At 64.0% G+C, this 13,455-nt stretch carries 9 protein-coding genes; all 9 read right to left on the reverse strand.

Translation table 11 applies throughout. The features are described from left to right. Positions 1-241: 241 nt before the first annotated feature. Positions 242-1,951, reverse strand: coding sequence for an APC family permease (locus EN859_RS25145; protein ID WP_127855356.1), 1,710 nt, complete (start codon positions 1,949-1,951; stop codon positions 242-244). Between the two features lie 377 nt (positions 1,952-2,328). Then, the gene (locus EN859_RS25150; protein ID WP_127855355.1) at positions 2,329-4,698 is read right to left on the reverse strand and encodes an aminomethyltransferase family protein; all 2,370 of its coding nucleotides are present in this window, start codon (positions 4,696-4,698) and stop codon (positions 2,329-2,331) included. A gap of 140 nt (positions 4,699-4,838) precedes the next feature. Next, complete coding sequence (locus EN859_RS25155; RefSeq protein ID WP_127855354.1) at positions 4,839-5,468, reverse strand: sarcosine oxidase subunit gamma family protein; 630 nt, start codon at positions 5,466-5,468, stop codon at positions 4,839-4,841. Beyond that, positions 5,461-8,445, reverse strand: a complete 2,985-nt coding sequence (locus EN859_RS25160; RefSeq protein WP_127855353.1) for a sarcosine oxidase subunit alpha — start codon at positions 8,443-8,445, stop codon at positions 5,461-5,463. Before EN859_RS25160 ends, EN859_RS25155 begins: the two co-directional genes overlap by 8 nt. After that, complete coding sequence (locus tag EN859_RS25165) at positions 8,445-8,720, reverse strand: sarcosine oxidase subunit delta (protein ID WP_127855352.1); 276 nt, start codon at positions 8,718-8,720, stop codon at positions 8,445-8,447. The genes EN859_RS25160 and EN859_RS25165 overlap by 1 nt, the downstream gene beginning before the upstream one ends. Positions 8,721-8,736: 16 nt before the next feature. After that, positions 8,737-9,990: a sarcosine oxidase subunit beta family protein gene (locus tag EN859_RS25170; RefSeq protein WP_127855351.1), complete on the reverse strand. Its 1,254-nt coding sequence runs from the start codon at positions 9,988-9,990 to the stop codon at positions 8,737-8,739. Between the two features lie 36 nt (positions 9,991-10,026). Further along, on the reverse strand, positions 10,027-11,334 hold the full coding sequence (glnT, locus tag EN859_RS25175; RefSeq protein ID WP_127855350.1) for a type III glutamate--ammonia ligase: 1,308 nt from the start codon (positions 11,332-11,334) through the stop codon (positions 10,027-10,029). Between the two features lie 37 nt (positions 11,335-11,371). Further along, positions 11,372-12,700 carry an FMN-binding glutamate synthase family protein gene (locus EN859_RS25180; protein ID WP_127855349.1) on the reverse strand — a complete coding sequence of 443 codons (1,329 nt, stop codon included), beginning with the start codon at positions 12,698-12,700 and terminating at the stop codon, positions 11,372-11,374. A 6-nt stretch (positions 12,701-12,706) separates the two neighbouring features. Beyond that, positions 12,707-13,453, reverse strand: a complete 747-nt coding sequence (locus EN859_RS25185; protein ID WP_127855348.1) for a GXGXG domain-containing protein — start codon at positions 13,451-13,453, stop codon at positions 12,707-12,709. Between the last annotated feature and the right edge of the window lie 2 nt (positions 13,454-13,455).

Genomic DNA, 13,455 nt, shown 5'->3' on the forward strand with positions numbered 1-13,455 from the left:
CGTACGGCAGCTTCCAGGATTGGCGAGCGGATCGCTGGACGGCGACATTGCGGCGCGAAGCCGACATCCCTTTATTGGCAGCGCGACCTTCTGCTTCGGGTCACCGCCCCAAGGGAAGGTCCTCAACGCGTCGAGCTCGGTCGTTCGGAGTGATCGGGTTTTGACCCTAGGCGCCGGGCGCGGGCAAGCATTTGTATGAAGGGAGGTCGAGCGCGCCGATGCGCGCTCGATCTTGATGACGTCAGATAACGAACAGCCAGTTGGCGAGCAGCATCACCACCACGCCGGCGATCAGCGTCAAATAGGGCAGCATCCCGGCCTTTCGTACCGCGAGATCGGATGATGTCATACCGAGGTCGGCCAGCATGTGGTCGGGAAACTTGCCCTTGTCCTGGATGTAGTGCCGGAAGCAGAACACCGGGATGATCAGGGCAGCCGTGATCAGCCCCGCCCACAGCGCCATCGGGTTCCAGACCTTTGCGCCTGCGCCCATGAAGATCGCGTTGACATAGGCAAAGATCGCGCCGACGCCAAGCAGCCAGCTCGGTGCCTTCCACGGCCGCGCGATATTGCCATTGTCGATGCGGTGGATCCAGCCGGCATTGAGGTTGAGGAAGTTGAAGATGATATAGCCGCAGTTCGACACGGCGAGGATGAAGAAGAAGCTCGTCGCGTCGGCCGAAGCGATGGCAAGCACGATCAGGTTGAAGACCAAGTCCGTCCACATGGCCCGCGTCGGCGCGCCATGCTCGTTGACGTGGCTGAGGTAGCGCGGCAGCCAACCGTCGACGGAGCCCTGGTAGAGCGTGCGCGAGGAACCCGCCATCGCCGTCATGATGCACAGCACCAGCGCCAGGATCATCAGCATCACCAGCAGGCTATGGATGAGCTGTCCTCCGCCGACCATGCCGGCCAAGGCATCGGCAACACCGGAGCCGTCGACGATCGGGGTCGCCAGCATGCCGTTCAAGCCGAGCACGCCCTGGAAGGTGAACGGCACCAGGATGAAGAGCAGCATGCAGAGCAGGCCGGAAAAGAAGATCGCCTTGAATGTGTCGGTGCCGGGATTCTTGAACTCGGACGTGTAGCAGACAGCGGTCTCGAAGCCGTAGGTCGACCAGGCGGCGATGAACATGCCGCCAAGGACGAGCGTCCAGCCGGCGACGTTCCAGGTGCCGGGCTCGGGCGCATAGGCTGCCGCCAGCGGCACCAGCGGCGAAAAGTTCGCCCAGTCGATCTGGCCGGTGAAGATCGGCACCACGCCGACGATCAGCATCGGGATGATGACGAACAGGCCGATATATTTCTGGACATTGGCGGTGCCCAGGATGCCGCGATGCTGGATGGAGAAGATGATCAGCATCAACACCGCGCCGATGAAGAAGGTGGCGTTGAAGGTGAAGGAGACCGGACCCAGCGTGTGGCTGAACAGCGTCCAGTTGCGGATCGCCGGTGTCGCGGTCGCGGTCACCGCCGCAATGGCATCAGTGGCGCTGGTTCCTGCATGCGCCGCGATATAGCCGGCCACTTCCGGCGAAGTGTCGGTGAACAGCGGCACCGGCGCCAGCGCGTTGAGGATGTAGGCGGCGGCGATCGAGCAGCCGAGCGACAGCACCGGCGACCAGGCGAACCAGTTGCACCAGACCGAAAGCGGCGCGATGAACTTGGAATAGCGCAGCCAGGCGGTGGCGCCATAGATCGAGGCGCCGCCGGACTTGTTCGGAAACAGGCCGGCAATCTCCGCATAGGTGAAGGATTGCAGGAAGCCCATGATCATGGACGCGGTCCAGATCACGAACGCCAGCGTTCCGGTCGTGCCGGCAATGCCGCCGATCGAAAACAGCACAAGGGCGGGAACGCCGCTTGCCACCCAGAAGGCGCCGCGCCAGTCGATATTCCGATGCAACTGCCCTTCGGCAGGCTGCGCCAGGGCAGTGACTATCGTGCTCATGTGTTTGATTTCCCCTTTTTTCGATATTCCCCGTCGGCGACGGCCGCGACTTCGCGAGGCTTCACCATCGACATTTTCTGGACGACGCTCGTGTTTCCACTCAGTCGTATTTTTTTCTTAACAGTGAAGATTGATCCGGCACGCTTTCAGGTCAAGCGTTTTGTGACGCTGTGCACAGCGCGTCTGTGAACAGACTGGCCTTCGCAACGCTGTCGGCGGTTGCCAATGGCGGCGGGACTGTTTGAGAAGTCGGGTTTGGGGGTGGGCCTGAAACCAAAAACCCGCCTAAGGCGGATCGCGGCGCAAATCAGCACCATACCTAGATCAATAGCATAACTGCTGTCATTTGTCGATCGACATGGCTTGGTTGCCCTGGGTCAGGAACGCGGTCGGGTCTTTTGCGGATCGTAGTGGGCGAGGGCCACGACACGCGCCGGCAGCCGCTTCTGGTGGCCGTCGAGCTTGCCGATCTCGACCTCGGTGCCGATCGCGGCATGGGTGACGTCAAGCCTGGCCAGCGCGATGTTCTTGTTCAGCAGCGGCGAGCGCGTGCCTGAGGTGACCTCGCCGATCTGGGCGCGGCCGACATGCACGCAGTCGCCATGGCCGACGGCGACGTTGGCATCGATGTCGAGGCCGACCAGTTTCTTTTGCGGGTTCTCCTTGCGCCGGATCAGCGCCTCGCGGCCGATGAAATCGTCGGTCTTGGTCTTCAGCGGAACGGTGAAGCCGATGCCGGCCTCGAACGGATCGGTCTGGTCGGAGAACTCATAGCCGGCAAAGATCAGCCCGGCCTCGATGCGCACCATGTCGAGCGCCTGTAGCCCCATCGGCTTCAGCCCGTGCGGCTGACCGGCCTGCCAGATGGCGTCGAACACCTTTTCGGCGTCGCGCGGATGGCACCAGATCTCGTAGCCGAGCTCGCCGGTATAGCCGGTGCGCGAGACGACAACCGGAACGCCGTTGCCGCCGCCGATGCGCGCCACCGCAAAACGGAACCATTCGAGCTCCTCGATCGACGGCTGCAGCGGCGAGGTCCAGATGATCTCTTTCAGGATGTCGCGGCTTTTCGGGCCCTGCACAGCGACGTTGTGCATCTGGTCGGTGGACGAGCGCACCAGCACGTTGAGGCCGAGCTTCTTCGCCGTCTCGCGCAGCCATTCGCCGGAAAGATCGTCGCCGCCGACCCAGCGGAAATTGTCCTTGCCGAGCCTGAGCAGCGTGCCGTCGTCGATCATGCCGCCATGCTCGTAGCACATCGCCGAATAGACGACCTGGCCGACGCCGAGCTTCTTCACGTCGCGGGTCAGCGTGTATTGCAGCAGCGCTTCGGAATCCGGGCCGGTGACCTCGAACTTACGCAGCGGCGACAGGTCCATGATCACGGCGTCCTGCCGGCAGGCCCAGTATTCGTCGATCGCGCCTTCCCTGGCGAAGGAATTGGCCAGCCAATAGCCCCGGTACTCGATGAAGTTGCGGGTGTGCTTGGCAAAGCTCGAATGAAATGATGTCTCGCGGGTCATTTTCGGTTCCGAATCGGGCGTCATGCGTCTGGCGATCGCTCGCGAGAATTTGTGCTGGCCGGAATAGGTCCGCACATGGATGTCGGTCAGGTTCCAGCCATTGGCCGGCGTCGTATCGTCGGGGCAGGCGGACGAGACGCAGACGACGTCGGTCAGGGCGCGCAGCAGCACATAGTCGCCCGGCCGCGACCACGGTTCGTCGGAAACCATGACGCCATGCGCGTCGATCGCCGTGTTGAAGAAGAAGTTGATCGCCATCCAGCCGGCGCGAGGCGTGACGCCCTTGTCAGCCAGCGCGCGGTTGAAATTCTCCGAGCAATTGGGGTGACCGGGATAGCCGATGTCGTCGTAATATTTGGCCGCACAGGCGAGCGCGAACGCATCGTGCCGGCCGCATGTGTCCTGCACCACCTCGACCAGCGGCTCCATGTCCTGGTCGTAATATTTCGAATGCAGGCCGGGCATTGGATAGCTCGATCCCATCAGCGTGCGGGTCGTCGTCACGTCGAGCGGATGGTCGCGTCCCTTGTCCAGCTTGCGCGCCGAAAAGCACTGGAAGTCGGTGCACTGGCGCCCATCGACATCGATGATCTGCAGATAGTCGCCAGCCCTCACAAAATAGGATTCTGCCGTCGCCGAATGGACGCGCAGGTCGAGCATCGGATCGGCCAGCGGATCGGCAAGCCGCGACTTCGCCGCCGGGCGGATGGTGGCGCGGCGGACAAAGACGCTGAGCGGCGTTGCCGTGTCGTGGCCGTCGACCAGCATCGGCCCGCCCGGCGCGGCGATGACCATCGAGCCGTCGCGCGCGACGGCAAAACCCTGTTCGGTGCCGGCAGGAGTTGTGCCACCGAAAACGCGAACGGCCTTGGCTTGGTCGAGCTGCACCTGGCGGCTCTGGAGCCCGCGACGCAGCGCTGCGAGGCTGTCGTCACCTTCTGTCAGCAGCGCCTTGATGCCGGCGGCATTGCTGTTCGATTTCTCGCCGAAGATGCCGGGGTCGGTCGTGCCGGTCTTGTCCCATACCAGCAGCTCGCAGGCCTGGCCGCCTTCGACGTTGCGCACGGTGATGGTGTCGCCGGCCTCGACCTCTATGAGCACCGCGCCATTGCCTTGTACGTGGTAACGCTCCATGCCGAGGGGCAGCGCAATCTGGCCGGGCCGCAGGATCAGGCTCGGCCGGGGCGGTCCGGCTGCGACGGCGGGGTAGGGCGACTGGCTCATTCTGGCCTTGCGTTTCGAGAACCGGGTTCGAGAAACAAATTTGCCTGTATGTGAAATTATTTTAGCAGCAAGAATAGGCAGCAAGGCCGGATTTGGCAAGGCGAAGCTGCCGCGCCGGCTGTGCCGGTATGGTCGAGAACCTACGCAAATTCCTCGGAATGCCTGATATCGACGCCGTATTCAGCGGCCGCATCGAGCATCGTGTGCCAGAGGCTTTCCGCAAAAGTCGCAAACACCAGAAGATTGAACACAGCCTGACCGTCCGGCCGATCATTGCCGCGCCAGAGATTGACACTGGTGTGGTCGATCGAGGTCGCGGCAGCGGTGCCGATCGGGAGCGCCTGCGGGTGCAGGTCGATCGACGACAGTTTCGCCAGCATGGCGCGCGCCTTCGTGCCAGAGACGCCGATCAGGGCGCGGGCGTGCGACTGGTCCGACAACGAGGCTGATTGCGAGAGCGCCCGGGTCAGGGTGTCCATTGTGTGCTTGCTGCCCTTCGACAGGACGAAATACTGGTCCGGCCCCGACCAGATGAGCGAAGCGTCCGCTGTCTGGATCGCCTTTGGTACATCCGGGGCGGCAACGCCGAAACGGGCTTCGGCGGCACTCGCCATTTGAACTCCTTTGCCGCGCCGCGCCATCACCTGGATCAGGTCGAAATTGCGGATCTCGGTAAGCAAAACGCCGGCCTTGATACCGCGCGCGCCATGTACGCCGGTGACTAGCCCCTGTTCGAGCGGACTGCGGGAAACCCACGAAAACTCAGCCACGCTGGCGCCCTCCATCCGGATCATAGAAGACGGGACTGCACAGCTCGACATCGTAGTCTTCGCCGCGCAACGGATCATGCGTATGGACGATCTCGCCGATGCGCTCGCGGCCACGCTCGACAAGACCCAGTCCGATCCACTGGTCGAGCACCGGCGAGAAGCAGACCGAGGTGACATAGCCCTGGTCGGTGTCGGGGCCGGGCGTCCTGCCTTTCGGGATGATATGCGCGCCGGAGCGCAGGCGGCTTGTCTTGTCCACCGGCTTGATGCCGACCACCACCTGCCGGTCCGGTGCGACGAGCGCCTCGCGCCCGGCCATGACGCGGCCGATATAATCTTTCTTGGTCGACATCATCTTGCCCAAGCCGAGGTCGGCGGCTGTCGTTGTGCCGTTCAGTTCCGGCCCGGCGACGTGGCCCTTTTCGATGCGCATGACGCCGAGTGCCTCGGTGCCGTAAGGCGTCACGCCGAGAGGTTTGCCGGCTAGCATAAGATTGCGCGCCAGCGCGTCGCCGTAGCGGGCCGGGACGGAAATCTCGAACGCCATCTCGCCGGAGAACGAAATGCGGAACAGCCGTCCCTTGATGCCGCCGCGAAGCGTGACTTCCCGAGCGCCCATGAACGGAAAGCCCTCGTTCGACAGGTCCTCGGCCGGATCGACGATCTCCCTGAGCAGGTCTCGGGTCTTCGGTCCGGCGATCGAGAATTGCGCCCACTGGTCCGAGACCGATGTGAGCTGCACATCGAGTTCGGGAAACAGCACCTGCCGGCAGAATTCGAGATGCTGCATCACCAGCCCCGCCTTGGCAGTCGTAGTGGTCAGGAAATAATGGTCCTCGGCCAGCCGCGACGTGGTACCGTCGTCATAGACGATGCCATCCTCGCGCAGCATCAGCCCGTAGCGAGCCTTTCCCACAGCAAGATTGGAGAAGGTGTTGATGTAGACGCGGTCGAGGAAGGCGCCAGCATCCGGGCCGTGCACGTCGATCTTGCCGAGCGTCGAGACGTCGCAGAAGCCGACGCCGCCGCGCACTGCCTTGACCTCGCGGGTTACCGATTCCAGCCAATCCTTCTCGCCGGGGCGTGGATACCATTGCGCCCGTTTCCACAGGCCGGTGTCGACGAACACCGCACCCTGTTCGCTGGCCCAGTGATGCGACGGCGTCAACCTTGTCGCATGGAAATTCTCGTCGCGGTGATGGCCGGCGAAGGCGCCGATGGCGACGGGTACATAGGGTGGACGGTAGATTGTCGTGCCGGTCTCGGGAATCGATTTGCCGCTGACCGCGGCCATGATAGCGAGGCCGGCGACGTTCGATGTCTTGCCCTGGTCGGTGGCCATGCCGAGCGTCGTGTAGCGCTTCAGGTGCTCGACCGATTCAAAGCCTTCGCGCTGTGCAAGTTCGATGTCGGAAGCGGTGACATCGTGCTGGTAGTCGACAAAGGCCTTTCCTTTGCCGGCGACATGCCAGAGCGGCGTCAGCGAAAACGCCTCGTCGTCGGCGGCCGGCGCTGTGCCGGCCTTGCCGCTGCGTCCGGTGTCTTGTGCCGCAGCCGCACCGGCGGCAAATCCTTGGCGCAGGCAGGCGCCGAGGCTGAAGGCGCCGTTGGCCGCCCCCGCGGCCACCATACCCGGCGGGGCGCTGTCCGGAACGAAGGCGGCGATATCGTTCTGCCATTTCGGCCGGCCGCGATGGTAGGAGGTCAGCCCCACTGCTGGGTTCCAGCCGCCCGAGACCGCAAGCCCGTCGGCCTCGACTTCGGCGCGAGCGCCGCCGGTCAGCGACACCGTGATTTTCCGGACGCCGTGCTTGCCGCCGTCAACACCACCGACGGACCCATTCATTATGGGAAAACCGGCTTTGGCGGCAAGCGCGCGATGGGCTGGGGATACGTCTGGGCGTGCATCGACGACCGCCGCGATCTGCAGTCCGGCGCCAAGCGCGGTCTCGACCGTGCGCCAGCCATCCTCGTTGTTGGTGAACAACGCGATGCGCCTTGCCGGCGTCGCCGCGTAGCGTTCGACATAGCTCCGCACCGCCGAGGCCATCATCACGCCGGGCGTGTCGTTGCCGGCAAAGACGATCGGCCGTTCGATGGCGCCGGCCGCAACGATCGAACGTTTGGCCACGATCCGCCACAGCCTCTGGCGCACCTGGTGTTCGGGCGGCGAGGGCAGGTGGTCGTTGACTCGCTCGATCGCACCATGGGTGCCGCCGTCATAGACGCCGAACAGCGTCGTGCGGGTCATGATGCGGACGTCGGGCAGCGCGGCAAGCTCGCTGAGTGTGCGGGAAATCCATTCTGCTGCCGGCATGCCGTCGATCGTGCCGCCGTCGGCAAGCGGGCGGCCGCCGACCACGAAATCCTCCTCGCACAAGATGACGCGGGCGCCGCTGCGGCCAGCGGCCAATGCCGCCGCCAACCCGGCCGGGCCGGAGCCGGCGATCAGCACGTCGCAATGCGCCCATGCCTTGTCGTAATGGTCGGGATCGGCAACGCCTGACGCACGTCCGAGGCCGGCAGCGCGGCGGATCGCCGGCTCGTAGATCGCCTCCCAGAACTTGGCCGGCCACATGAAGGTCTTGTAGTAGAAGCCGGCGACGAAGATCGGCGCGAACAGCTGGTTCACCGCCATCATGTCGTGGCGCAGCGATGGCCAGCGGTTCTGGCTGGCGGCTTCGAGCCCGTCATAGAGTTCGGCCGTAGTCGCCTTGGTGTTCGGCTCGCGCCGCGCGCCGTTGCGCAGCTCGACCAGCGCGTTCGGTTCCTCCGAGCCTGCAGTCAGGATGCCGCGCGGCCGGTGGTACTTGAATGAACGGCCGACCAGCTTGACGCCGTTGGCGATCAGCGCCGAGGCCAGTGTGTCGCCCTGGAAGCCGGCAAAGGTCTTTCCATCGAAGCGAAAGCCCAACGGTGCAGAGCGGTCGATGAGACCACCCTTTTCCAGCCGATGTGTCTGCGCGCGACCGACCATCAGGCGCCAACCTTGCGGGCACCGACGCCAGCCGCCGGTTCGACCGCCGAAATCTCGTGCGTCAGCGTGTTGCGAGTGACCTTCAGCCAGGCCCGGCAGCCACCGCCATGGTACCAGTATTCGCTCATCTGGCCGGCGACATTGTCGCGCAGATAGACGTAGTCAAACACCTCGTCTTCCGAGGCGCTTGCAGCCGGACGCACCGGCTTGGCATCGCCCAGATAGGTGAACTCGCCGAGTTCGCGTTCGCCGCAGAAGGGACAGACTATACGCATTCTCTTCTACCCACGCTCAATGCAGGTTCGGTTGGGCGCCCTGGCCCTTTTCGTCGATCATCGCGCCGCGCCGGAAGCGGTCGAGACGAAACCGCGCCGCCTCCTCGTGCGGCTCGTCGCGGGCCAGAAGGTGGGCGAAGACCAAGCCCGAGCCCGGCGTCGCCTTGAAGCCGCCATAGCACCAGCCGGCATTGAGATAGAGCCCGTCCACCGGCGTCCTGTCGATGATCGGCGAGCCGTCCATCGACATGTCCATGATGCCGCCCCACTGGCGCAGAAGCCGCACACGGCCGATCATCGGCATCAGCGCCATGCCGCCTTCGCAGACGTCCTCCATGACAGGCAGGTTGCCGCGCTGGGCGTAGGAATTGTAGCCGTCTATGTCGCCGCCGAAGACCAGCCCGCCCTTGTCGGACTGGCTGACATAGAAATGCCCGGCACCGAAGGTCATGACATTGGGGATCAGCGGCTTGATAGCCTCGGAGACGAAGGCCTGCAGCACATGACTTTCGATCGGCAGCCGCAAGCCGGCCATCGCCGCGACGCGCGACGAACTGCCGGCGACGGCCATGCCGACCTTGCCGGCGCCGATCCTGCCGCGCGTCGTCTCGACACCGGTCACCTTACCGTTGGCGTCGCGCACAAAGGCTGACACCTCGCAGTTCTGGATGATGTCGACGCCGAGCGCGCTCGCCGCATGCGCATAGCCCCAGACGACGGCGTCGTGGCGTGCCGTGCCGCCGCGCCGCTGCAGCAGCCCGCCTTGCACCGGAAAGCGCGCATTGTCGAAGTTGAGGAACGGCATCATCTTCCTGACCGCGGCCAGGTCGAGAAGTTCGGCGTCGATACCGTTGATGCGCATGGTGTTGCCGCGTCGCGCATAGGCGTCGCGCTGCGCATCGGAATGATAGAGGTTGATGACGCCGCGCTGGCTGACCATGGTGTTGTAGTTGAGGTCCTGCTCCATGCGCTCCCACAGCTTCATCGACAATTCGTAGAAGCCGGTATTGCCCGGAAGCCCGTAATTGGAGCGGATGATGGTGGTGTTGCGGCCGGCATTGCCGGAGCCGATCCAGCCCTTTTCGAGCACGGCGACATTCCTGACGCCGTACTCGCTGGCCAGGAACCACGCCGTCGCCAGGCCGTGGCCGCCGCCGCCGATGATCACCACGTCGTAGTGATCCTTCGGGCTGGCGTCGCGCCATGTGCGCTGCCAGGTCTTGTGGCCGGAAAATGCGGCGCGGGCGAGCGAGAAGATCGAGTATTTCATAAGTCTATTCCGAGGTCGCTCGCGCCACGCAGGCAGTTAGATATCCAGCGTGTGGTCGCGCTCCCACTGGGTGAAGTGGGAAGCATAGGAATTCCATTCCTGCTGCTTCAGCTTTAGGTAGGCCGACGAAAATTCCTCACCCAGCGCCGCCTTGAGCGATTTGTCGTTGTCGAACTCGCGCAATGCATCGAGCAGGTTGAGCGGAAGCTTCGGCGCGCCTTCCACAGTATGTCCGAACTGGTACATGTCGATATCGTAGCGCTGGCCCGGATCGGCCCTCGAACGAATGCCGTCGAGGCCGGCGGCGATGATCACGGCCTGCAGCAGATATGGGTTTGCCGCGCCGTCGGGCAGACGCAGCTCGAAGCGGCCGGGGCCGGGCACGCGCACCATGTGGGTGCGGTTGTTGCCGGTCCAGGTCACCGTGTTCGGCGCCCAGGTCGCACCTGAAATCGTCCGCGGTGCGTTGATGCGTTTGTAGGAATTGACCGTCGGGTTGGTGATCGCGGCAAGCGCGGAGGCATGTTTCATGATGCCGCCGAGGAAATTCTTGCCCTTTGCCGACAAGCCGAGCTCCATCGCATTGTCGGCAAAGACATTGGTCTTGCCGGCCTTGTCCCAAACCGAGATGTGGGCATGACAGCCATTGCCGGTCAGGCCCTGGAATGGCTTCGGCATGAAAGTCGCGCGCAGGCCATGCTTCTCGGCGACAGACTTCACCATGAATTTGAAGAAGGAGTGCTTGTCGGCCGTCGCCAGCGCATCGTCGAAGGCCCAGTTCATCTCGAACTGGCCGTTGGCGTCCTCGTGGTCGTTCTGGTAGGCGCCCCAGCCGAGCGCCAGCATGTGGTCGCAGATCTCGGCGATGACATCGTAACGGCGCATCACCGCCTGCTGGTCGTAGCAGGGTTTGGACGCCGTGTCGTATTCGTCGGAAATCGTTTTGCCGTCGGGCGAGATCAGGAAGAACTCGGCCTCGACGCCGGTCTTGATGTGCATGCCGTCGATTGCCGCTTCGGCGATCACCCGCTTCAGCGTATTGCGCGGCGCCTGCTCGACCGACTTGTCGTCCATGATGCAGTTGGCGGCAACCCAGGCGACTTCAGGTTTCCACGGCAACTGGATGACCGAATCCGGATCCGGCACCGCCAGCATGTCGGGATGGGCCGGCGTCAGGTCGAGCCAGGTGGCGAAACCGGCAAAGCCGGCACCGTCCCTCTGCATGTCGGCGATCGCCTGTGCCGGCACCAGCTTGGCCCGCTGCCCACCGAACAGATCGGTGTAGGATATCATGAAATATTTGACGCCCTTCTCTTTGGCGAAGGCGGCGAGATCGTTCCCCATTATAGTTCCTCGCTTATTGCTATCTGGTGGTTTGTTATTAGAAGCCGTTCTTCCCCGGTATCCAGTTGGTGCCGGCCAGCGGCACGCCGGCCATGGCAGCGGCTTCGATCGTCAGTGCGACGAGATCCTCGGGCTCGAGATTATGCAGGCTGTTCTTGCCGCAGGCGCGGGCAATGGTCTGCGCCTCCAGCGTCATTACCTTCAGATAATTCGCCAGCCGCCGCCCCGCGGCGATCGGATCGACCCGCTTCATCAGTTCGGGATCCTGCGTGGTGATGCCGGCCGGGTCACGTCCCTCATGCCAGTCGTCATAGGCGCCGGCCGTGGTGCCGAGTTCGTTGTACTCGGCTTCCCAGCGCGGGTCGTTATCGCCGAGCGCGACAAGGGCTGCGGTGCCGATCGACACCGCGTCGACGCCGAGCGCCAGCGCCTTGGCGACATCGGCGCCGTTGCGGATGCCGCCGGAAACGATCAGCTGCACCTTGCGGTGCATGCCGAGGTCCTGCAGCGCCTGCACCGCCGGCCTGATGCAGGCAAGCGTCGGCTGGCCGACATTTTCAATGAACACTTCCTGTGTTGCCGCAGTGCCGCCCTGCATGCCGTCGACCACGACGACATCGGCGCCGGCCTTCACCGCGAGTGCTGTGTCATAATAGGGCCGCGCGCCGCCGACCTTGACGTATATCGGCTTTTCCCAGTCGGTGATTTCGCGCAATTCCAGGATCTTGATCTCGAGATCGTCTGGTCCGGTCCAGTCGGGATGGCGTGAGGCGGAGCGCTGGTCGATGCCCTTCGGCAATGTGCGCATCTCGGCGACGCGGTCGGAAATCTTCTGGCCGAGCAGCATGCCGCCGCCGCCGGGCTTGGCACCCTGGCCAACGACCACCTCGATGGCATCCGCCCGGCGCAGGTCGCGCGGGTTCATGCCGTAGCGCGACGGCAGGTACTGGTAGACCAGCGTCTTCGAATGGCCGCGCTCTTCCTCGGTCATGCCGCCATCGCCGGTGGTGGTCGAGGTGCCGGCCAGCGTCGCGCCACGCCCGAGCGCTTCCTTGGCCGGACCGGACAGTGAGCCGAAACTCATGCCGGCGATGGTGATCGGGATCTTCAGTTCGATCGGCTTCTTGGCATGGCGCGAGCCCAGCACGACGTTGGTGTCGCAGCGTTCGCGATAGCCTTCGAGCGGATAGCGCGAGATCGAGGCGCCGAGGACCAGCAGGTCGTCAAAATGCGGCAGCTTGCGCTTGGCGCCACCGCCGCGGATGTCGTAGATGCCGGTCGCCGCGGCGCGGCGGATTTCGGAAAGCGTGTAGTCGTCGAATGTCGCGGATCTGCGCGGCGTCGTCGGCGGGTTGCGATAGGTCATGCTGCCTCAATACGCGTCGGCGTTGTCGATATTGAAATTGTATAGCGTGCGCGCCGAGCCGTAACGCTTGAACTCCGTCGGCTCGACGCCGGTCACACCGGCGCGGTCGAGCAGGCTCTGCAGCAGTTCAAGATGCTCGGGCCGCATCTCCTTGGCGATGCAGTCGGCACCGAGGCTGCCGACCTTGCCGCGCACGAAGAGCCGCGCCTCGTAGATGGAATCGCCGAGCGCATCGCCGGCATCCCCCAGCACCACCAGATTGCCGGACTGCGCCATGAAGGCCGACATATGGCCGATATTGCCATGGACGACGATGTCGATGCCCTTCATCGAGATGCCGCAGCGCGACGACGCGTTGCCTTCGATGACCAGCAGCCCGCCCCTGCCGGTGGCGCCGGCATACTGGCTGGCGTCACCTTTGACTATGATCGAGCCGGACATCATGTTCTCGCCGACGCCCGGTCCGGCCGAACCATGCACGGTGATGGTGCTGCCGGCATTCATGCCTGCGCAATAATAGCCGACGCTGCCGCGGACCTCGATTGTGACCGGCTGGCCGACGCCAACGGCGACCGAATGGCTGCCTTTCGGATTGAGCACTTCCCAGGCGGTCTCGTTCGAACCAGCGGTGAGATTGTGAAGCGCCTGGTTGAGCTCGCGCAGCGACATTTCGGCCAGGTCGAAAACGCGCGATGCCTGACTCGGGGCATGGCTTTGATCCCGCGCGGCCTTGGAGAGGTTGATTGCAGGCATGA

Source organism: Mesorhizobium sp. M00.F.Ca.ET.216.01.1.1 (assembly GCF_004010325.2).
In the GTDB taxonomy this organism is placed as follows: domain Bacteria; phylum Pseudomonadota; class Alphaproteobacteria; order Rhizobiales; family Rhizobiaceae; genus Mesorhizobium.